20 protein-coding genes are annotated in these 20,994 nt (G+C 39.0%); 7 read left to right on the forward strand and 13 right to left on the reverse strand.

All coding sequences use genetic code 11. The features are described from left to right. Positions 1-248 precede the first annotated feature (248 nt). The 8 genes from N178_RS23400 to asnB form a co-directional block, all read right to left on the reverse strand. Positions 249-1,283, reverse strand: coding sequence for a LacI family DNA-binding transcriptional regulator (locus N178_RS23400; RefSeq protein ID WP_045295261.1), 1,035 nt, complete (start codon positions 1,281-1,283; stop codon positions 249-251). A 57-nt stretch (positions 1,284-1,340) separates the two neighbouring features. Further along, on the reverse strand, positions 1,341-2,855 hold the full coding sequence (locus tag N178_RS23405) for an alpha-amylase family glycosyl hydrolase (protein WP_045295263.1): 1,515 nt from the start codon (positions 2,853-2,855) through the stop codon (positions 1,341-1,343). A gap of 149 nt (positions 2,856-3,004) precedes the next feature. Beyond that, the gene (locus tag N178_RS23410) at positions 3,005-4,405 is read right to left on the reverse strand and encodes an ammonium transporter (protein WP_045295264.1); all 1,401 of its coding nucleotides are present in this window, start codon (positions 4,403-4,405) and stop codon (positions 3,005-3,007) included. 37 nt (positions 4,406-4,442) lie between these two features. After that, positions 4,443-4,784 (reverse strand): P-II family nitrogen regulator, encoded by a 342-nt coding sequence (locus tag N178_RS23415; RefSeq protein ID WP_028412404.1) that lies wholly within the window; start codon positions 4,782-4,784, stop codon positions 4,443-4,445. A 184-nt stretch (positions 4,785-4,968) separates the two neighbouring features. Continuing rightward, on the reverse strand, positions 4,969-5,817 hold the full coding sequence (locus N178_RS23420) for a phytoene/squalene synthase family protein (protein WP_045295267.1): 849 nt from the start codon (positions 5,815-5,817) through the stop codon (positions 4,969-4,971). A gap of 59 nt (positions 5,818-5,876) precedes the next feature. Then, positions 5,877-7,334: a phytoene desaturase family protein gene (locus N178_RS23425; RefSeq protein WP_045295269.1), complete on the reverse strand. Its 1,458-nt coding sequence runs from the start codon at positions 7,332-7,334 to the stop codon at positions 5,877-5,879. Next, positions 7,331-8,863 (reverse strand): phytoene desaturase family protein, encoded by a 1,533-nt coding sequence (locus N178_RS23430; RefSeq protein ID WP_045295270.1) that lies wholly within the window; start codon positions 8,861-8,863, stop codon positions 7,331-7,333. Before N178_RS23430 ends, N178_RS23425 begins: the two co-directional genes overlap by 4 nt. 315 nt (positions 8,864-9,178) lie before the next feature. Then, the gene (asnB, locus tag N178_RS23435; protein ID WP_045295271.1) at positions 9,179-11,026 is read right to left on the reverse strand and encodes an asparagine synthase (glutamine-hydrolyzing); all 1,848 of its coding nucleotides are present in this window, start codon (positions 11,024-11,026) and stop codon (positions 9,179-9,181) included. 171 nt (positions 11,027-11,197) lie between these two features. Between asnB and N178_RS23440 the strand changes: the two genes are divergently transcribed. Continuing rightward, positions 11,198-11,758 (forward strand): DUF2777 domain-containing protein, encoded by a 561-nt coding sequence (locus N178_RS23440; RefSeq protein WP_045295272.1) that lies wholly within the window; start codon positions 11,198-11,200, stop codon positions 11,756-11,758. A gap of 245 nt (positions 11,759-12,003) precedes the next feature. Here the strand turns inward: N178_RS23440 and N178_RS23445 are convergent, their stop codons facing one another. Next, complete coding sequence (locus tag N178_RS23445; protein ID WP_014461635.1) at positions 12,004-12,351, reverse strand: DUF1516 family protein; 348 nt, start codon at positions 12,349-12,351, stop codon at positions 12,004-12,006. Between the two features lie 78 nt (positions 12,352-12,429). Beyond that, entirely contained in the window at positions 12,430-13,602 is a 1,173-nt protein-coding gene (locus tag N178_RS23450; protein WP_045295274.1) for a DUF418 domain-containing protein, read from the reverse strand. Positions 13,603-13,800: 198 nt separating this feature from the next. On the opposite strand from N178_RS23450, the gene N178_RS23455 reads away from it, so the two are divergent. From N178_RS23455 to N178_RS23480, 6 genes are all read left to right on the forward strand, one after another. Further along, positions 13,801-14,022 carry a spore germination protein gene (locus tag N178_RS23455; RefSeq protein WP_013055358.1) on the forward strand — a complete coding sequence of 74 codons (222 nt, stop codon included), beginning with the start codon at positions 13,801-13,803 and terminating at the stop codon, positions 14,020-14,022. A gap of 30 nt (positions 14,023-14,052) precedes the next feature. Further along, complete coding sequence (locus N178_RS23460) at positions 14,053-14,328, forward strand: spore germination protein GerPB (protein ID WP_029324687.1); 276 nt, start codon at positions 14,053-14,055, stop codon at positions 14,326-14,328. Positions 14,329-14,417: 89 nt separating this feature from the next. Next, positions 14,418-15,134, forward strand: coding sequence for a spore germination protein GerPC (gene gerPC, locus N178_RS23465; protein WP_045295276.1), 717 nt, complete (start codon positions 14,418-14,420; stop codon positions 15,132-15,134). Beyond that, entirely contained in the window at positions 15,131-15,307 is a 177-nt protein-coding gene (locus N178_RS23470; RefSeq protein ID WP_045295277.1) for a hypothetical protein, read from the forward strand. Before gerPC ends, N178_RS23470 begins: the two co-directional genes overlap by 4 nt. A gap of 12 nt (positions 15,308-15,319) precedes the next feature. After that, complete coding sequence (locus N178_RS23475) at positions 15,320-15,751, forward strand: spore germination protein GerPE (protein ID WP_045295278.1); 432 nt, start codon at positions 15,320-15,322, stop codon at positions 15,749-15,751. A 60-nt stretch (positions 15,752-15,811) separates the two neighbouring features. After that, on the forward strand, positions 15,812-16,030 hold the full coding sequence (locus N178_RS23480) for a spore germination protein (RefSeq protein ID WP_025749935.1): 219 nt from the start codon (positions 15,812-15,814) through the stop codon (positions 16,028-16,030). Positions 16,031-16,076: 46 nt separating this feature from the next. Here the strand turns inward: N178_RS23480 and N178_RS23485 are convergent, their stop codons facing one another. The 3 genes from N178_RS23485 to N178_RS23495 are packed head-to-tail and all read right to left on the reverse strand — an operon-like array spanning position 16,077 to position 20,970. Next, positions 16,077-16,382: an HNH endonuclease gene (locus N178_RS23485; RefSeq protein ID WP_013081707.1), complete on the reverse strand. Its 306-nt coding sequence runs from the start codon at positions 16,380-16,382 to the stop codon at positions 16,077-16,079. A 14-nt stretch (positions 16,383-16,396) separates the two neighbouring features. Beyond that, positions 16,397-19,789 carry an SbcC/MukB-like Walker B domain-containing protein gene (locus tag N178_RS23490; RefSeq protein WP_045295279.1) on the reverse strand — a complete coding sequence of 1,131 codons (3,393 nt, stop codon included), beginning with the start codon at positions 19,787-19,789 and terminating at the stop codon, positions 16,397-16,399. After that, a complete protein-coding gene (locus N178_RS23495; RefSeq protein ID WP_045295280.1) occupies positions 19,786-20,970 on the reverse strand; it encodes an exonuclease SbcCD subunit D in 1,185 nt (394 codons plus the stop codon). The genes N178_RS23490 and N178_RS23495 overlap by 4 nt, the downstream gene beginning before the upstream one ends. Between the last annotated feature and the right edge of the window lie 24 nt (positions 20,971-20,994).

Consider the following 20,994-nt stretch of genomic DNA (forward strand, 5'->3'; position numbering starts at 1 on the left):
CATAATCTAGTATGGATGACTTGTTTCACCGCTGTTGATTTCCATGCAAGGCTTCGCTTTTCGCGAGCGGCCGATGAGCCTTGCCCTCCAATCAACAGCTAAGAAGCAGCTACATACATGAAACCTACGTTCATCCTACTAACGAAAAAATCCGAACGAGTTTAATTCTCCATCAAGAATCAAACTCGTTCGGATCTTCCTTCAACTATATTACTTTTGTCTCAGCCTCTGTCTATTTTTGTATTAAGTTATCTTTGCGTCATTTGAATAGTTTTACAGGACTGTCTTTTAATCATTTTGTGAGGAACGCGCACTTGTTCTGCAACAGCATATGGCGTTTCAATCTGCTTAATCAAGCAGCTTACAGCCTGATAACCAAGTTCAAAAATATTAATATCAATTGATGTAAGAGCTGGTCTAGCCATTTCAGCGATTAAGACATTATTAAAACTGACAATAGAGATGTCTTCTGGAACCGAAATTCCCATTTCATCCAATGTATTTAAAACACCTAATGCCATTAGGTCATCTGCTACTACTAGGGCCGTTGGACGTTCTTTTAGAGATAAAAGTTCGCAAACAGCTTCTTTTCCTCCTTTCTGTAGAAATTCTTCATGAATCACATACTCGTCCCGGTAAGGAATGTTTGCTTTTTGAATCGCTTTATCATAGCCTGTTAAACGGTCAATGGTAACGACTAATTCAAGACTTCCACCAATAAACGCAATACGCTCATGACCAGATTCAATTAAATATTCCGTCGCTTCTTTTCCAGCTTTAAAATTATCATTATCAACAAACGTAATGCTTTCACTATGCTTAAACGGCTTTCCAATAACTACAAACGGCACGCTCTGTTCTTGTAAATAAGAAAGTACTTGATCATCAACTTTGGAGTACAGCAAAATTAATCCATCCACTCGTCTTCCCTGTACCATTTGAACAACTTCTGCAAAAATCTCTTCTTCCGTTTCTCCAGTGGACATATAAATCGCTCTTTTGTTTTCGTGAGCCCCGGTGCTGATTCCTCTTAGCACTTCTGGGAAGAATGGATTTTGAAACACCTTGTCTGCTGAGCTCGGCATCACTAGGCCGACTGCCTCTGTCGTTTGATTTGCTAGACTTCGCGCAATAATATTTGGGTGATAACCAAGTTCTTTCATAGCCGATCGCACGCGCTGTTTTGTTTTTTCACTAATTCTTGAGCTGTCTGCAATGACGCGAGATACCGTCGAAGGGGCTACATTTGCTAAATTTGCCACATCTTTTATTGTTACACCCATAATTCCACCTCTTAATTATGTTTTCTTCATTACTACTTATCCAATATAGTTTGACAACTACGACGCGCTGTCCTTTTTATGAGATTGAGAAATTTTCTTTTCTTTTCTTCTTTTTGACGATGCTTTGTACAAAAAGATGCCGAATCCCGTATAAACAGCGGCAACCGCTGCGATATATCCAATATTAACCCCTGAATTTTTCACTACTTTATATACATTTGTAGTCTCAGGCTCCAATGAAATGTTGTATACATCGTCAACTGGTCGTATAATTCCTTCCGTTATTAACCCTCTTAATTCATTTTCTTTTCCAACTTTTTTAAGCGGGACATTAATGGCCGACGTTTCCTTTGTATTATTGATCACAACAAACGTCGTTTCGTCCTTATACCTTCTCTTGTATACAGCCACACCTTTTTGCTCAGACACAAGGGTAAAGCTTCCCTTTCGAAGAGAAGGCGATTTTGCTCTAAGTTCAGCCAATTTTTTTAAATGATCTATAATATCGGGATTAGCTAAAAAATTCATCATGCCATAATTTTCTGCTCCCTTTCCCCCATTCAGCGCAATTTCTGTTCCATAAAAAACGATTGGTACACTAGGCGAAGTATAAAGGTAGGAAAGCCCTTGCTTTGTTCGGGCTCCAGGATGGTTTTCACTTTTTAATGCTTTTGCTGTAAAACGTGTGCTATGAACATCATCTAAAAAATTTGTTAAAGGCAAATTACTTCCTTTTTTCCACTTGTCATACAACATTTTCTGCGGACGATTAGTACCGCTAAACGTAGCAGCAGTGGCTTCAGCTAGCGTTCTATCTACAAGCAAATCCATTCCTAATAAATCAGCCTGCTCACTTTTTTTTAATGAATGCCCGCTTATTTCTCCTATTAATAGAAAGGAAGGATCCATGCTTTTTAACGTTTGAGAAAAGGATGAAATAAATGCAGAAGGAGCTTGATCGATATCTTTAACGTAATATCCGTCAATATCTGCTTGTTTGCTCCACCAAGCAGCATTTTTAATAAGGTATTTCTGCACAACGCTTTCTTTTAGATTAAAGTGCGGCAATGCTTTAATTACTTCATTATCTGTAACGGATTCATTACTTATCCATGTTTGTTTTCCTTTATCTGCTACCCAGGTATGATTGTTACTGATTGTCAAAGGAAATTCGACCATAATTTTCATATTGCGCTCATGTGCTTTCTTCACAAGATTTTGTAAGTCTTTTAACGTTCCAAAATGATCGTCTATTTTATAATGGTTGGTCACCGCATATCCATGATAGCCTGTCTCATCATTTTCCATAAAAGGAGTTAATAAAACAGCGGTAAATCCCATCTCTTGAATATAGTCTAACTTTTGTGCTACTCCCTGTAAATCGCCTCCATAATAGGCATCTGAGCGTTCATAGTTCACATTTCGATCATTCTGTTCACTTCCGTTATAAAAACGGTTAATCATCAACGAGTATATCACCTCATCACGTATATCTTTATGACCTTGTGCCGAGGCGCTGCTTCCAAAAAGTAATAATAGTATAAGTAGCATACTTGTCCTTTTCCATTTCATCTATTCCCCTCCTATAGACGAACTGTTTCAAACTCACTTTTGTTTCCATTATAACGTTAACGCTTACATTATTGTTAAATAAGTTGATAAAAACAAAAAAAGTGATTAAAAGTTTTTACTTTTAATCACTTTTTTCCATCTATATACTGCTATACCGTCTCATTTACGTTCGATATATGAGGTTTATCCGATACTTTACCCACTTTATTTAATCGATCAATCAGTCCAACACCAAATTCAGGATGAAGATTACCGTCTCCTGTCGCTACAAAACTTTCACGAAATTCATATGCGGATGAACCGTGTTCAGCAAAGTCTAAACCAGCAATTTCTTCTTCGCTTGATACTCGAATAGAAGAAAAACGCGTGAGGACAAACAAGAACAGCCCAACCGTTCCAATTGTCCAGCCCATCACAGCTATAATTCCAAGAGCTTGAATACCTAATAGCTGTACGCCGCCGCCATAAAATAAACCATTAGCTGTATCAAACAGCCCCACTGCTAACGTCCCCCAAATACCGCAAATTCCATGAACAGTAATAGCACCAACTGGATCATCTAACTTCATTTTGCTATCGATAAAATGCACAGCTTCTACTAGAATAATTCCTGCAATCAGCCCAATGACGATCGCGCCTGGAATCGATACGTTTGCTGTTCCAGCTGTAATCCCTACAAGCCCAGCTAAGGCACCGTTTAATGTTAAGCTAGCATCAATACGTTTGTAGCGAAACTTTGTGTATAAAGCAGAAGACAGGACTCCGCATGACCCAGACATTAATGTCGTTGCAATGATTCCTGGGACAAGAGCAGGATCGGCTGCTAATGTACTTCCTCCATTAAATCCAAACCAGCCAAACCAGAGGATAAATACACCTAATGCGCCAAGTGGAATGTTATGCCCTTGAATAGCATTGACTTTTCCATCGCTTCCATACTTTCCAAGACGTGCTCCTAGAAAAGTAACTGCTACAGCCGCACCAAGAGCTCCAGTCAAATGAACAACCGTCGACCCTGCAAAATCTACGAAGCCTAGTTTGGACAACCATCCCCCTCCCCATACCCAGTGACCTACAACTGGATAAATCACAGCTACCATAGCAATTGTGAGCATCATATAGCTGGATAGTTTCATACGTTCCGCTACCGCTCCTGAAATAATCGTAGCACACGTTGCTGCGAAAACAATTTGGAAGACAAAAAAGCTCATTTGATCGCTTTGTCCATTTAAAAAGAAACCGCTTGAACCGATAAATCCTCCTTTTGAATTACCAAACATAAGGGCAAAACCGATCACAAAATACAATACGGAAGATACAGCTACCGTTAGCATATTTTTCATTAAGATATTAAGCGAATTTTTCGAACGAGTGAAGCCTGTTTCAACCATCGCAAACCCTGCGTGCATTAAAAATACAAGTACCGCCCCAAACATTACCCACATCATGTCAATTGATGCACTAACTGATTCGACAGTTGGATCAGCCGCATTAACGCGTGTTGCCGCCAACAAACTAATAAACAAAACCGCACTAATTTTCTTTTTCAACGCTTAACTCCCCCTCTATTAAAATAACACTCTCTTTTTATAAAATAGCCTCTACACCTGCTTCTCCTGTTCTAATTCGTACAGCATCCTCTACCGGATATACAAAAACCTTTCCGTCGCCTATTTGGTTCGTAGAACAAATTGATTGAATGATCTTAATGACTTCATCAACTTGTTCTGCTTCTAAAATCATTTCTACCTTGACTTTAGGTACTAGTTTGATTTCAAAACTTTGTCCCCTGAACAGTCCCTGCTCTCCTTTTTGCTGACCGCAGCCTGCCACTTCTGAGACCGTTAATCCGTTTATTCCTACTTCCTCTAATTTTACGCGCAGTGCTTGAAATTTTTCTGGACGAATGATGGCTTCTACTTTTTTCATTGTAACCCCTCTTTCGTGTTAGTTTTATTAACATTTAATGTTATGTATATTATCATATAGGTAATTTTCTGAATATTCAAGTTAATACGCGATAAAAATGAGACTTTTTTCTTATTTACATAACAGTTAGCGCTTTCATATCTTTCCAAAAAAAGTAACGCAAAGGAAAAGTAATTCCTTTGCGTTACCCCGTAGAAATAGATGTCATAATTTGTTTTTTCACTTGACTTGTGACAAAATGCTTTTCTGTAAATACTTCATAATGTTCTTTTCGAATTTTATCAAGAATCGCTCGGTATAAATGCGCCGCTCCTGTAAGAGGCAAACGAGAAGCAACGGGATATTGATGAATTGACTGAAGCCCTTTTATATAATACATTTCTGCTTCTTTGGCCAGGTGCTCCCACATTTCTATAAATTCAGAAGTGACCCACCGGTTCTCTAACAGCGTGCGCGTATATCCGTAAGAATCCATAAGGTCTTTCGGTAAATAAATGCGCCCTCGCTCTAAGTCTTCCCCCACGTCTCTTAAAATGTTAGTCAGCTGCATCGCAATGCCCAACGCGACTGCTTCTTCTTCTAATTCTTTATGAGTAGTTGGAGCTAAAATCGGTAAAAGCATTAACCCTACCGTACTCGCTACGTGATAGGAGTATGTTTTCACTTCATCAAGCGTCTCATATTCTTTTTTTGCTAAATCCATCCGCTGGCCGGTAATCATATCATCAAATGCTTGAACATTCATTTCATATTGTTCAAATACATTTCGCAGAGCTACCCACATGGCGCTTTCGTTTAATAGTTCTCCATTTTTAAACCGGGCAAATTCTCCTTCGAATTGCTGCAGCTCTATTTCAGGGTTGCTTCCTTCATCTACAATGTCATCAACTTGACGGCAAAATGCATATACCGCCCATACTGCCTTTTTTTGTTTTGACGGCAGCATGGAAAAAGCTTTGTAAAACGTTTTTGAGTTTTCTTTAATAATTTCTTCACACTGATTGTACGCTTTGTCTAACGAAATGTTCATCATATAGGACCCCTTTCTCTATTAAAGGATAAACCATCATTTCCTTATGGCTTCACAAGATCTTAAGAAAGCTTTGCAACCGTTTGAATAGACGATTGTTCAATAAGATGATCAGCCAACATTTTTGCTCCTTGCATAACAATTGGCACGCCTCCGCCTGGATGAATAGATGCTCCGACCGCAAAAACATTTTTATATTCGTACGGCTGGTACTGGGGTCTGAATACGCCTGACTGGAACAGCTCAGGAGCAATACCAAAGCTTCCACCTTCGAAAAGTCCAAATGCTTGAGCATCATTTGGCGTGCGTACTTTTACCCACTCTATTTCTTTACGCAGCTCTTCAAACCCTTTTTCTTCCAAAGTCAGAATGATTTCATCAACAAAATCTTGCTGATTGCTCCAATCAATGTGGCCACCTGATGGAACCGGTACAAGTGCATACAGCACACTTTTCCCTTCAGGAGCTAGCGATGGATCAATAACAGAGGGATTAAATGTATAAATAGCGGGATCTTCAGGAATCGTTTTATGCTTAAACACTGCTTCCATATGTTTAGCCAAATCATTGCCCATAAAGTATTGATGCACATTGTGATGATCATATTTTCTCTTCAAACCAAGGTAAAGGAGCAGACAGCTGGACGAAGGCACATACTTCTTTTCTTTTTTTTGAGCAATTTTCGCCATATTAGGAAAGTCGCCATTTAAAACTACTTGATCAAATAGGTGAAGTTTTTCGTCAACAATAACCCCTTCTGTCTTGTCTCCTGATATGGAAAGCTCTTGAACTACCTTATTCAAATGAATGCTTACACCTTGCTCTATAAGCGCCTTTTCAAGAAGTGGCACAAGACTTGCGTATCCCCCTTTTACGTAATAGATGCCATGAGCATGCTCACTGTAAGGAACAAGGGAATAAATAGCTGGTGCCGAATAAGGATTTCCTCCAATATAGAGAGATTGCAGTGAGTAGGCGTCTACTAGACGTTCATCCTGGAAATACGTTGAAACAAATTTTCTCATTGATTTATTTGCATTCATTTTTTTTAATGCCTTAATGTTTTGCCATGTCCAAAAATCTCGTTTATTTACAAATGTTTTTTCCAAAAATGCCTTACTTCCTAATTCAAATCGCTTTTTTAATTCAGTCATAAAACGCCGGTAGTTTTGCTCTTCGCCTGGAAACAAACGGCTAATCTCCTCTAACTGATCTTTTTCAGTCGCTTTTTTTGTATAGGTCGTACCGTCTGGAAAATGAAGATCATAAAGTGGATCACAGCGTATTAGTTCATATTGAGAAGCAGAAATGCCCGCTTCATCTAAAATACGTTCAAGCATTAAAGGTAGCAAGACAATCGTGGGACCTTCATCAATTTTATAACCGTCTTTTTCTACAAACGCCAACCGGCCGCCCAGCTTATTTTCCTTTTCGAAAATATCAACAGAAAAACCTCGTTTACTTAATAACAAAGCGGTAATTAACCCCCCTATGCCGCCTCCAACAATTGCTGTTCTCATAATGCACTCTCCATTTCCTTCATGGTTTTAAACGGCTCATTCAGTAATTGTCCGTCTCTTTTTAAGATGAGCTTTGTCGTAATGCGAGATGATTCCAGAATAGTTGGTAGACCGCTCCCTGGATGAGTTCCTCCTCCAACTAGCCAGCAATTTTCTAATTCTTCAAATTTATTATGCGGACGCAGCACCATCATTTGAGTGAGCTGATGTCCAAGGTTAAATGTCGCTCCTTTATAGACAAGCACGTCTTCTTCCCACTGCTTTGGTGAAATGATTTTTTCAACTTCAATATGACTCTCTAAATCTTTGAAACCCGTTTTCTTTTCTACAATTTTTAATACTGCATCTCGAAAAGCTTTTTGTTTTTCCTCCCAGTTTACACCGCTGAAATTATTTGGAACCGGCGCTAAAATATAAAGAGCAGACTTTCCTTCTGGTGCTAAAGTTGGGTCTGTTACACTTGGGTTTTGAATGTAGATGGAAGGGTCTTCTGAAAGAGCTAACGTTTTTGTGATCTCTTCTACATTTTTTTTATAATCTTCAGCGAACACAATCGTGTGATGAGGCAGATCTTTGTACTGTTTGTCTATGCCTAGATAAATCATAAAAGTGGAACAAGAGTATTTTTTCTTTTCAAGTTTTTTAACTGCATATTTTTTAAGCGTACCTTCATCTATTAAATTCGTCATCGCATGAGCAAAATCTCCATTGATAATGACGTCGTCTGCTCCTATTCGCTCTCCATTTTCTAGAATAATTCCTTTTACTCTCTTCTTTTCAATCCATAGTTTTTGAACACCTTGGTTTAAGTGGATGTGTCCTTGATGTTCTTCCACTACTTTTGCCATTGCTTGAGATAGCTGATTTACTCCTCCTATCGGATGGAAGATACCGTAAGCATGTTCCATAAACGATAAAATAGAAAAGGCTCCTGGACATTCCCAAGGGGACATTCCCAAGTACTTCGATTGAAAAGTAAAAGCTAATTTCAATTTCTCATCAGTGAAATACTTGCCAAGTACATCATAGAGCGTTTTACCTAAGGATAAATGCGGCAGTGCTCGAATTGCTTCAGGCTTTAAATAGTGATGAAAACGATCCATCTGGCCCTGCAATAAAGGTAGCAAAGCCGCCATCTTTGCTTCGGTGTCTTTCATAAAGCGCTCATAGCCTTCTCCGTTTCCTGGGTATAAACGTTCGATTTCTTCTTTCATCTTTTTATGGTTATCCGTCATCTGAATCTGCGCATCATCAAAGATAAGCTCATACATGAGATTTAGACGTTTTAAGTCCATATAGTCATGCGCATTGCGATTAGCAGCTTGAAATAATTCTTCAAAAATCTGTGGCATGCTCAAAAATGTAGGACCCATATCAAACGTATAACCTGACATTTTAATCGCTGAATTTCGCCCGCCCACGTATCCTTGCTTTTCATATACATCTACTTTATAGCCATGACTTGCTAACAGCATTGCTGCCGCTAGTCCTCCTGGACCTGCTCCAATCACGATTACGTTTTTTTGCATACATACACTCCTAATCTTATACAATAGTTATACAAACATTATACAAATCTTTATTATTAAACACAACGATAAACTGCTTGTCTTTATTCGAATCATAAAATTACCAATAACTAAACCATGAAAATATGACGTTTGTACCATTTTTCCAGGGTTTCAGTACACTTTCCCTGTATTCGGTGCTTTCAAGCTTTTATTTTATATCTATGTAAAGTTATACAAAAATAGACTGCGGTCTTCTTCTCTACTTAAACGTATAAAAAAGAGAAATAGATGACTTATTTCATAAAAAAAACCCTCCGTACTGAGAGGGTCCTGTCATTCAACAATTTGAATATTATTGTGAGTAAACCAGACGTGAATTTGAGCTAGATGAGCTAGCAGCTGAGGACCTGTCATTAATTGACCAAACCACGGCGCTTTAAATCCTTCTCCGCCTGTATCAATAATATGCTTTAACTGCTGCTTATCAAAAAATTCGTGAAGAGGTGACTGTTTATCTTGTAAAAGAGATTGAAGCCATACAGTTACAGCTTTCGTATAAGCTGGGTTATGCGTTTTAGGGTAAGGGCTTTTCTTGCGATAAAGAACGTCATGAGGCAAAATTCCTTCAAGCGCTTTGCGTAAAATCCCCTTCTCTTTATTGCCCGTCATTTTCATCTCCCACGGAATATTCCATGCATATTCCACAAGGCGATGATCTGCAAAAGGTACGCGTACTTCTAAGCTCGCGCCCATGCTCATACGATCTTTACGATCTAATAAAGTTGTCATAAACCAAACCTGATTTAAATAAAACAGCTTTCTCCGCTGCGCATCTTCTAACGATTCACCTTCTAGTTCAGGCACTTCCTTTAATGTTTCTTCATATCTTGCACGCACATAGTCTTCTAACTGTAATTTCTTTCTCCATGAGCTTTGCAGCAAATCAATTCGAGCATCTAATGAACGCATCCACGGGAAGGTATCCGAAGACAAATCATGCTTTCGGTGAAACCACGGATATCCTCCAAAAATTTCATCTGCACATTCTCCTGATAAGCTCACGACAAAATCTTGTTTGATTTCACGGCAAAACCAAAGCAGCGATGAATCTACATCAGCCATTCCAGGAAGGTCTCTCACCTCTACAGCCTCTGTTAAATGCTGCACAAGGTCCTCCGTTGAAATAATGCAGCGGTGATGATTTGTTTGAAACGTATCCGACATGAGCTTGATATAAGTTCCATCAGAATTTGGCTGAAACTCATTTGCTTTAAAAAATTTATCATTGTCTTCATAATCGATAGAATACGTATGAAGAGAGCCTTTTCCACTTTCTTTGAACGCATTTGCAGCAATTGCTGTAATGGCGCTTGAGTCCACTCCACCTGATAAAAATGTACAAACCGGGACATCCGACACTAGCTGTCTTATAATCGCGTCTTGCACTAAAAATTTAACTTTTTCTGTCGTTTCAGCTAAATCATCTGTATGCTGCTCACTTTTTACGTTCCAGTATCGCCAAATCTTCAATCCGTTACGCGTAAGCGTGAGCGCGTGAGCCGGGCGCAATTCATTTATTTCTTTAAATACGCCGTGGCCCGGAGAACGAGAAGGTCCTAAGCCAAACACTTCTGCTAATCCATCTAATCCTACTTCCGCTTTTACCTCAGGATGAGCTAATATCGCCTTTAATTCTGATGCAAATTGAATTCCACCTTCATAAGATCGATAGAATAAGGGCTTTACTCCCATTCTGTCGCGTGCTATAAATAACTTTTCATTGGCTTCATCCCAGATCGAAAAAGCAAAGATACCGTTAAAATGATCTACGCATGATTCTTTCCATTCTATATAAGATGTTAGAAGTACTTCCGTATCTGAATGTCCTTGAAATTGATAACCTCTTTTTAGTAATTCTTTCCGAATATCTTCCGTGTTGTAAAGCTCTCCATTATAGCAAAGCGTGTAGAGCTGTTCATTTTTTTCTCGTGTCATCGGCTGTCTTCCGCCTTGAGGATCTACTACAACTAAGCGTTTGTGCCCAAAAGCAACGTGCTGCTGTGTCCATACGTTGGTGTCATCAGGACCTCTTTTCGATAAAGTGTCAGCCATTTTTGTTATTGTTGCTGTTTCATTTAAAAGCGATCGCTTTAAGTCGACCCAACCCGTTATACCACACATCGTTTATCATCCTTTCTTTCACGCTCTTGTTTATGAATGAAATAATGCCATTGTATGCACGCAATAGTTACAGTTGAATTGTCCTTATATTTTATTTTTACTTTCAAGTTATAAAGAGAGCTTTTTTAGGCAATAAAAAAATATGGATAAATATCACACGGAGGTTTGATTATGAATCATTATTCTAAACAACAAGCTATGAACAATCAGCCGCGTTCCTTCGTGATTGGTACGGTTGAATGTGTTGATTCACAGTGGATTTTCTTTGAAGATGAAAGTGACGAAGCTTCCATGCTCCATGAAGTAATGGATGATACATTAGAACTTCTTATTGATACACGCTGGGAAAAAGCCATTATGGTTGATGACCGTCAAATAAAGCTTCACGATGGAACGTATTTATTGCGAAATGGGGATAAGCTACGACTGACTAAAAAGCTACCTTATGCATACGAACAGCTTCTTCAATCACTACCGAAAGAGACCTTTTTATCATTCACTCAGCACTTAAATTCATTAAAATTCTCTCTTTATGATTGTATTTACTGTCACAACACATTATGTTTTTTACCGACAGACGGTGATACAAAAGGTGCTAATTTTATCATTTATGACAATGAGGAAAAAATTTGTGCCGTTCAGCATTTATTCGAACGAGGCACCCAGTACCTAGACCGATTTGAATATACCGTTAACGATGGAGAACGCTCAATGAATCTTTTTTTAGATTAAAGCAACAGAAAAGAGTGTGAGACATAACTTCATCAACCCAATCTAAAAACGAACAAATTGGATATATGAGTTCGTATGGATTACTTTTACACCGCTATTGGTTTCCGTGCAAGGCGAAGATTCCAATCAACAGCTAGAAGCACCTACACACATGAAACCTGCCTTCACGATGACAACAAGAAAAACCGAAGTATTAATCAATAACTCTGATTAATACTTCGGTTTTTCTTTCAACTAAAATCCTCTTATCCTAGTACGACATATCCGTAATAGAATACTAAGATAAGCGCAATTGCAAGAACTGCCCAAGCAACGCCTGTACGCTTTCCTTTTTCAGTACGAACAAGTACCATTTCCATTCCCACAAGCACTAGCACTCCGGCAATCCCTTTAATGAGCGCTGCACCTTGAAAATGGTACCAAGCTGCTAACATGTGCAGACCTGATACTAATACTAATAAGTATAGAAGTCTCGCTACCATATGTAGAATTTTCTGACCTTTAGCTTTACCTGCTCGATGTAAAATCAACGAAACCACAAACGAGATAATCAATAATGTCCAAAGCGTTACATGAATATGTAGTGGAGCCATTCATCTCACGTCCTTTCTGAAAATATCATATCATGAAAACCTTTCCTTCACCAATAATATAAGGAAAGAAAAGGATTTTTAGCGGCTGCGTCCATAAGTAGCATACCGAATGAGTTTTTCAAGCGGTCCATCTGAGAATAGGCTCATCCATATCCAGCTTCCCAGCAGTTGAATAAAAATGATAATCCCCGCAATAGCCAACCCTTCTACAATGGAAATATGTCCGTAGTACCCTAACCCATATGAGTAAAAAAGGAATGTACATACAATGGACTGGACAATATAGTTAGTTAAAATCATTCTCCCCAAAAGAGCAAATGGCTGCATGATTTTTTGAATAGATACACTTCGCATAGCTAATGTGACCAACGTTACAATAAAAATAGCTCCTGCCGTTCCTCCGATTGCATCGTGGATATAGGATGTAGCTACATTGTGATCTAAAGCATACGGCAGTACGGATGATGCTGTATACGCGATAAATGAAATAAGACAAAGCCACTTTGTCTCCACTATATATTCTTCTGTTTCTTCGAACCACTCGCTTTTCGCCATAAAACCGCCTAATAAAAATAGTGGAAATAGCGATAAAAACAGAAAAGGAACCGTATTTAAATTATACGCGTAGTACCAATCCAGCAAACGCTGATGAAAAATCGACGCAAAACTTCCGTGTCCATATACTTGAAGCGCTTGGTCAATAATAGGCTGGTGAATTCCCGCTGCTGTATCTCCTTCATTAGCAAAAGCCGCTACTGTTAAAATAACAATCATAATCAAAGCATAAATACTAAATATTCCGGTTCCCCACGCTAATAACACTTCTTTCTTTGCTTCTTGAAAAAATAGCATAATCAAAGCAAAGAAGCTGTATATCATAATCATATCACCATGCCAAATAAATACAGCATGAATAGCTCCAACGAGAAGCAAAGCCGTCATTCTTCGTACATAAAAAGGAGTAAAGCTTACTTGCCTTTCGTATGTACGCTGAAACATTTTCATAAAACCAAATCCAAACAAAATAGCGAGCAGCGCGTACCCTGTCTGCCCTACTATTATATCAACTAATCCATTAGCAACAGTATTCATTCTTGAACCATCAAACAAATTATTGTCGTAATAGGAAGCAGGCGAATAAAAATCCGGCATGTTCATCAGCAAAATACCAATAAGCGCGATTCCTTTTAATACATCCGCTGCTTCAATACGCTGTTCTTTATCAGTCGCGTTCATTTTGAATCGTTTCATTCTTTCACACCTTACATGATTTCATTATTGCTTTCACATTATATCGAACATAAAAATTTTTCTTCAATGTTTACTATTTCCATTCCTCTCTTTAATGTTTTACTTACTCTTTGCATATAGATAAGGAAAAAGCATTAATCACCTTTTTGTCTAGGCTTCATATGCTGTTACTAGACTAAATTAAAAGGGTGTTTGCCTATGCCTGCCATTGTTGGTGTTGTTAATCTTAACAGTGTTGGTTCAGCCAGCGTCTTTCATATTGGAGATGTTTATACAATAGCCCCTATTTCTACTGCTAAAACATTTGCTGGCGCAGGTTCGTTTAATACAGGCGACGGATTATATGTTGTGAATCAGCAGAGCTCAACGAATACGTCGGACAATGACGTAAATGATCAAAATGTCGCTGGAAATCTCTAATAGAAATGAAGCTCATACAGGAGGATGCTTATGAACTTTTATGTGAATCAAAGTATCTGTATTCAAAGTATGAAAATCAGTGCTGTCAGTAACTCTTCGGTACTTCAAATTGGAAGCGTCGGTGTCATTAAGCCAAACTCAAATCTCTTTAATACAGGAGGATTTACAGGTGCTGCACCTACTGAAACAAAAAAAGGCATTCTTGGATCTGTTTCTCCTTCTACATTTACCCCAGGAACCGGCGCAGGAACTGCCCCAGCTCCTTTTTCCCAGTCTTTAACTCCCCCAGCTCGAGACAACGACTGACATGTTACAACCTTCATCGCCATATGTATATATATAACTATTTTCTTTATCGGAAGATAAGGGAATCGAGGTGATTGAAGGTGGATAACATGAACTATATTCAGCAAGTTCATCAGTATGTTCAGCAAATGTCTTCGTATATTCAGCAGCAAGAAGGACGCATTGCTCAGCTTGAAAAAAACGTACAAGAACTTCAGCAAAAAATAAAAGAATTAGGTGAACAGCCACCTATTAAAATTGATAAAATTGAATATAAATTTGAACAGTTAAAAATTGATTCTTTAGATGGAACATTAAATATTGGATTGAATCCTCTTACACCCGATAATTTAGAAGATATCATTATTAATGAGAAACCAGAAGTAACATTTCCGCAAGGAGCTCAGCCCCAAGGGCAGCCGCCTCAAGGTGAGCAGCCGGGACAACCCGGAGGTCCTGGACCGCAAAATCCCAGCTTAAAGCCATTGGATCGCCACCCGGAAAAGCAGTGGGTCTCTGATATTCACGAAACGATTTTAGGTGAACTTAATCAACATGGGTTTTCTATGGTTCAACATGTGCTTGATGAGCGCTCGATGATGATTGATGAATCGTACTACGAGTTTATTTTAGAGGATATTAAAAAGCAGCTGCAGCAGCGGATTACTTTTTATATACAGCAAGTTCAGCCGGAAGAAATGGAACGAAATTTTGAACAAATTAAACCGCAAATTATCGGTAAACTTTACGAAGATATGAAAAAAGGAATTGACGCATTTTTAACGTATTTACCTGAATCTTTAAAGAAAGGTGGACCCCCTTCATGAACTTTAACGTTGTAAACCGTGAATTGCTTGTTGGAGACATTAATATTACAGGTGTATCTTCTTCCTCTCTTTTTTTAATTGGTGATGCAAATTACATCTCTCTATCCTCAACATTTGATACGCCAGCGGAATCTTTGATTATCGGCCCTTATGTTCCACTATCGTTATCATAAAGGAGCGTATGTATGCTTTCACGCACATCTTCTGTTAATTATATAGAAATTAATTCCTTGTCGGCGAGCTCTTTTTGCCAAATTGGAGATTCAACAGAAATTCACCTACTCAATAAAGCTTTAGCTGATCGGAGACAATACCCGTTTTTCTACGGCAGAGAAGGAAATTTTGATGATTATGCTATCTTTAGTGAGCCTATTCCCCATGGCGATTACGAACCTATTCCCGTTCAAATATGGAATGAAATACCTTTGATACGCGTTAACAGAATTGATATAAAAGGATGTTCATTCTCGTCAGTTATTCATGTGGGCTCAACGTGCAATGTTTATGCAGAAGCTCGCATTAAGCATATTCGTGAACTGATCAACGATGAACCTTCAAAGGAAGCTGAAACAGGAACATCAAACAGCCCTACTTCACAAGCTCGCAGCGATGATTGAACCTTTTAAGAAGCTGCTCATATATTAAATTAATATCACGAAAAAAAGGGTGTGAACTTCATGCCAGCAATAATTGGACCCGTTAGTATCATGAGCGTCGGAGGCGGTGTCGTAACGTTTGGAGATACGTTCTATGTTTCTCCAAAAAGCGCTGCTAAAACAGCCTCAGGCTCCGGTTCTTTAAATACAGGGAACTTTGTTAATACCAATAACGGCATTTCAGGAACAAATACGTTAGATCCAGATTTATTTGATCAAAATATAGCAGCAAACGCTTAAAAAAACCCCTTATCTTTGCTATTAAAGCGGATAAGGGGTTTTTTATTCACTTGGATTTTCGGCTGTTTGATTTTTTGGTTTTAGGTAATTTAGAAGAAGGCTGTTTACGAATCCATTTAATAAAAGAGCTAATTTTAGAATCAGCTTGTAATAAAGAAATCGTATTAAGACGAATGGCTAATTCATCATTTGTGTATAACGCATGAATTTGTTTATGACACGGAATACATAAGTTTGCCGTCGGTTCAAACGCTCCGCCCATTTCCTTTGGCGTTAAATGATGTACGGTCGTCAAGACATCCTGCCTTCCGCATAATTCGCATGTTCCTATTCGCCTGTCTTTTTTCTTCATATAGATTTCCTTCCCTATAAAGTTTCTACTCTTACACTAGTTCCTTTGCCAGAAGGCTCGGATGGCTCCACAATCAAACGTTTTGGCAGCCGAGCCCGAAGTTCTTGCACGTGACTGATGACTCCAATTGATAAATTATTGGACTGAAGTTTTTCAAGCGCCGTAACCACGGTATCAAGAAGCTCGCCATCAAGCGTTCCAAATCCTTCATCTAAAAAGAAAAACTGCAGTGGATATTCTCCTCTTAGCTGTATTTGTGCAGATAATGAAAGGGCCAGAGCGAGGGAAGTTAAAAATGTTTCGCCTCCTGATAAAGTTGAAACCGGACGTTTTACGCCTCCATTTGCATCATCTCTCATGATAAAGCCGCCTTGTGAATCAACTTCAATCGCATAGCGCTGGCGTGTTAATATACCCAGACGCTCCGAAGCATCTCGGCTAACGGACATCAGCTGCTCTTCAGCAATATATTCCACAAAAGCATTTCCTTTAAATACTGTTTGAAGCTTCTGATACTGTTCAAATAAAGCTTGTTTTTCTTCACGGTCTTGTTCAAGCACCAAAAATCGCTCATGTCGTTCTTTGACGCTTTTTAACGTTTGCTCAGCTGCTCCCTTGAGCTGAACGGCTTCTTTCACAGCTGCTTTTATATCATGAAGCAGCTGCTGAGTTTCTTCAAATTGCTGCTCTTCTATGGACTGGTGATTCAGCTGGATATTTAACTGTTCAATTGATAACTTCATCTGTTTTATGTTGTCCCAATAAGCCTGAACAGTTTCATCCAACAATTTCATCTCATCATGTGATAACAGAGCTTGCTGAACTTCTTTTCCTTCACTGAATAAAGAATTCCCTATCGCTTCTTTCCATTTTTCAGCTGCTTTTTTATACTGGATATGAGCTGTCTCTAGGGATTCGCTCGCTGCTTTTTCATCCATTTGCAGCGTTTGATACGCTTTTTGAACAGTCTGCCAATGTTGATACGCCTGTTGTTCATTCGTCTCTAACTCCGCAAGTAAAAAAACTGTTTTTTGCAGCGCCTGTTCAATATCTTCTTGATCTGTAAGCGTACGCAAGCGTTCAATTTGTGAGTGAACAAGAGATTGTTTATGAGACAGCATTGCTTTTAATTCGGTAAATTCTTTTTCGCCCGCATATTTTTCTTCTTTTAGACGTTCGATTTTCTTTTGCTGATTTTCAAAAAATACGCTGCTTTTTTCAATTCGAGCCTTTATTGTCTGCTCTTCTTTTTCTCTTTCAGTCAGCTTTTCGTTAATTTTCTCCATCTCTTCAAATACAAAGGAAGGATAGTCTTGTTGAAAAGCTTCTTTTCCTGCTTGTAGCGCTTGTTTTTGCTGATTGACTTTTCTTTCTAATTCAGCTTGTTCTTTTTGATAATGAGCAAGCTCTAATTCAATCTTTTCAAGACTTTGCTGGACTTTCTGTACCTGCCCAAGAATTGATTGCTGCTTTTCACTTACCTGCAAATAATCCTGCTCAAGAGATTTGATTTCAACTTCTATTTTCTTAGCATACTGGCCAAAGGCATCTATACCCATTTCTCCTAAAGCAGGAACTTCGCCAGCTTCGTTCATAAACCCAGCTAAATCAGGTATCTTTTCAACAAGAGGTTTAGCTAGCTGTTCAAGCTGCATTTTAAGCGATGAATAGCTAAATCGCTGTTCTCGCAAGTGATTGACTTGATCTTCGAACTGATCCGCTGATTCTACTGTACCATTTTCTTCTTCTTGGTTTAACACGGGGTTAGGATGATGCTCAGAGCCACAAACTGGACAAGGCTCTCCTTTAGTCAGCTGTTCAGCTAATTGATGAGCCAGACGATGTGACCATTCTTTTTCTTTGCGTCTTTTTAGATCACTCATTAAATGATCCGCCTGTTGAAAAAGCTGCTGAAACTCTTTTTCCCGCTCACATACAGTGTGATACAAGCCTTGAATATCTGAAAATAACTCTTTACTTCGTTCTATTGTTTGCTGATATCTCTCTTGGTGTGTTTGTTTTTGTGTATGCAAATGCTGAAGCTGTTCCGCTTTTTCTTTATACGTTTTTTGGCCTTCATCTAGATTTTTTTTATCATTATTCCATACTTGATACCGGTAGAATGCTTGCTGAACAGCCTGCCGATAATCAGGTTGAATCTCCACTTTTGTTAATGCTTCTTTCAACTCTTTTTGAAGGTTCAGACCTTGCTGATACCGCTTATCCGCTTCCATTAATTCATCATTTTTCGTTTGAAGTGCCTGCTGCTTTTGCTGAAGAGAGACTTCCGCTTCTTTTACTTCTTGCTGTCCATCTTTAATTTGTTTTTGAAGATCAGAAGCCTGTTGGAGCTGTTCTTTTTGAACAACTAATTTGGGCTGCTGTTCATTTTTATACAAGCGAGCCTGCTCATATAAGCTATTCGAACGCTTATATTCCTCACTTTTTTGAACAATTTGTGCTTTTAAATTTTCTACTTTATCTTCATAAAGCTTCTGCTGTTTTTCAGCTTGTTCAAAGGTTTCTAAATAAGGAAAAAGACGCTCAGCCTGCTGGGCTTTCATCAGCAAATCTTTCTTTTGTGTAATCTCCTCTTCCTGTCTAGAAGCATGTGCTAGCTTTTCTTCTAGCTGTGCTTTTTCCTGCTGCGCTTTCCAAAGAGACGCCTGCTGATCGTATCGCTCTTGCAAATCAGCAGCTTCTTTTTCTCGTTTTTCCAAAAGTACAATGCTATCACTTACAAGCTGCTCAGCTTCCGTTACTTTCTCTGTTGAAGCTTCACCTAATCCCGCTTGTTCTGCCGTGATTTTATCTAGGTCTGTTTTTAGCTGCTGAACTTGATAGCGTATTTTCTTACTAAGCTGATCTCCGTACTGCTCGAGATTAAAAAGACGCTGAAGCATTTGACGGCGTTCCGTCCCTTTTAACGATAAAAACTCTGCAAATTTTCCTTGTGGTAATACAACAGCTCTTGTAAAATCATCAATTGTTAAACCAAGAAGTTCCTGTACCTGCTGGTTTACATCATTTGTTTTATCCGCTAATACATACGTTTCATCTTCGATTTCAATCAATCGACTGGAAGCTGATTTCACACGCAGCTCATCCGTCCGTTTAAAGCTTCGTTCAACAGTATAGCGTTTTTTATGACTCGCGTTTTCCAGCTCGAACGTAAACGATACTTTCAGTTCATTTTCCCCGTGATTTAAAATTCCTTGTGTATTATTGGCTGCACGCTCTACTTTTCCGTATAAAGCTAGTGTAATGGCATCCAAAATGGAGGATTTCCCGCTTCCTGTAGGACCAAATATTCCGAACACACCGCCTGAACACAGCGCTTCAAAGTCGACAGTTTGTTTTTCTCTAAAACTGTGAAGTCCCGAAACGGTCAAGTTAATAGGTTTCATTTTTCATCCTCCTTTCCCGATATTTCTTCGTCGTTAATTAAGGTTAAAAACAGTTTGACTAATTCAGTATCAGGTGCCCCTCCGCCGGTTTGCCTGCTGTAGAACTTTGTAAACAGTTCTTCGATTGGCACTTCGCGCTGTGAACGTGTTTCATTTGCTAGTTCTTCTGCTTTGAATACCGGACGAATATGAATAAAGCCTGGATGAAGCTTACGAAGTCGATGGATTTCTTCTAGAGAAAGTGCATCTTCTACGTGAACTTCTAAATCGACCCATGCCTGCGCATCTTTTTGCTCATCAAGCCATGTGTATACTTCTGTCAATCCGTTTTTCGCTTTCCAACGCGTCAAAGGCTTTCCGCTAGATAATGGAATTTCAGTCATTTCAACCTCTTTTCCTGGCTTAGCATCTAAAATGCTCACGGACTTTGCGTATCCTGATTCTGAAAAGCTGTAAGCAAGAGGTGAACCAGAATATCTGGCAAGGGTGTGGGCGCGATTGATCATTTGCGGGCGATGCAAATGTCCTAGAGCTACATATTGAGCATTAGCAGGTAAACTAGTTGCCGCCACTGTATAAGCTCCTCCTACTTCAATGGGACGTTCTGAGTCCGTTGAACTTCCGCCTGCTACGTAAATATGACTCATGGCAATATTAACGGTATCCGTTGTGAACTGCTCGCTCATTTTATCGAAAATACCTTTTACTCTGGCATCATATGAATTTCGAAGAGCCAGCTCATCATTTTCTTCTGCTAACAGCTCCTTTAACCTTGATTCAGATGGGTAAGGAAGAGCCGCAACCTTTAATATTTCATCTGATGTAGGAATGTGAATGCTTTCTACATCGGTAGTAGGCAAACCAAGAAGCCTAATATTTTGGTGAACAGCTAATGGAGAAGCCGCCGACAGCCGATCCGGGTTATCATGATTACCTGCAATAACAATAATCGGACGTTTTCCATTGTTGCTCAACCTAGACATACTTTCGTAAAAAAGCTGTTCTGCCGCTGCTGGAGGGTTAACCGTATCAAAGGCATCTCCCGCCATGAGAATAGCATCTACCTTTTCCTCTTCCACAATGTCTGCCAGTTCATCTAAAAACTGTGCTTGCTCAGCCAGTCGGCTTCGTCCTTCTAGCGTTCGCCCCAAATGCCAATCCGCTGTATGTAATAAACGCATGTTACTCTCTCCTTATTGGTGAAA

The sequence above is a fragment of the Priestia aryabhattai B8W22 genome, assembly GCF_000956595.1.
In the GTDB taxonomy this organism is placed as follows: domain Bacteria; phylum Bacillota; class Bacilli; order Bacillales; family Bacillaceae_H; genus Priestia; species Priestia aryabhattai.

Coding starts and splice junctions, on each gene's coding strand:
- N178_RS23460 (WP_029324687.1), top strand. CDS start 14,053: ATGAACTTTTATGTGAATCAAAGTATCTGTATTCAAAGTATGAAAATC.
- gerPC (WP_045295276.1), top strand. CDS start 14,418: ATGAACTATATTCAGCAAGTTCATCAGTATGTTCAGCAAATGTCTTCG.
- N178_RS23430 (WP_045295270.1), bottom strand. CDS start 8,863: ATGCAAAAAAACGTAATCGTGATTGGAGCAGGTCCAGGAGGACTAGCG.
- N178_RS23490 (WP_045295279.1), bottom strand. CDS start 19,789: ATGAAACCTATTAACTTGACCGTTTCGGGACTTCACAGTTTTAGAGAA.
- N178_RS23495 (WP_045295280.1), bottom strand. CDS start 20,970: ATGCGTTTATTACATACAGCGGATTGGCATTTGGGGCGAACGCTAGAA.
- N178_RS23470 (WP_045295277.1), top strand. CDS start 15,131: ATGAACTTTAACGTTGTAAACCGTGAATTGCTTGTTGGAGACATTAAT.
- N178_RS23485 (WP_013081707.1), bottom strand. CDS start 16,382: ATGAAGAAAAAAGACAGGCGAATAGGAACATGCGAATTATGCGGAAGG.
- N178_RS23405 (WP_045295263.1), bottom strand. CDS start 2,855: ATGAAATGGAAAAGGACAAGTATGCTACTTATACTATTATTACTTTTT.
- N178_RS23440 (WP_045295272.1), top strand. CDS start 11,198: ATGAATCATTATTCTAAACAACAAGCTATGAACAATCAGCCGCGTTCC.
- N178_RS23425 (WP_045295269.1), bottom strand. CDS start 7,334: ATGAGAACAGCAATTGTTGGAGGCGGCATAGGGGGGTTAATTACCGCT.
- N178_RS23415 (WP_028412404.1), bottom strand. CDS start 4,784: ATGAAAAAAGTAGAAGCCATCATTCGTCCAGAAAAATTTCAAGCACTG.
- N178_RS23450 (WP_045295274.1), bottom strand. CDS start 13,602: ATGAAACGATTCAAAATGAACGCGACTGATAAAGAACAGCGTATTGAA.
- N178_RS23420 (WP_045295267.1), bottom strand. CDS start 5,817: ATGATGAACATTTCGTTAGACAAAGCGTACAATCAGTGTGAAGAAATT.
- asnB (WP_045295271.1), bottom strand. CDS start 11,026: ATGTGTGGTATAACGGGTTGGGTCGACTTAAAGCGATCGCTTTTAAAT.
- N178_RS23445 (WP_014461635.1), bottom strand. CDS start 12,351: ATGGCTCCACTACATATTCATGTAACGCTTTGGACATTATTGATTATC.
- N178_RS23480 (WP_025749935.1), top strand. CDS start 15,812: ATGCCAGCAATAATTGGACCCGTTAGTATCATGAGCGTCGGAGGCGGT.
- N178_RS23455 (WP_013055358.1), top strand. CDS start 13,801: ATGCCTGCCATTGTTGGTGTTGTTAATCTTAACAGTGTTGGTTCAGCC.
- N178_RS23475 (WP_045295278.1), top strand. CDS start 15,320: ATGCTTTCACGCACATCTTCTGTTAATTATATAGAAATTAATTCCTTG.
- N178_RS23400 (WP_045295261.1), bottom strand. CDS start 1,283: ATGGGTGTAACAATAAAAGATGTGGCAAATTTAGCAAATGTAGCCCCT.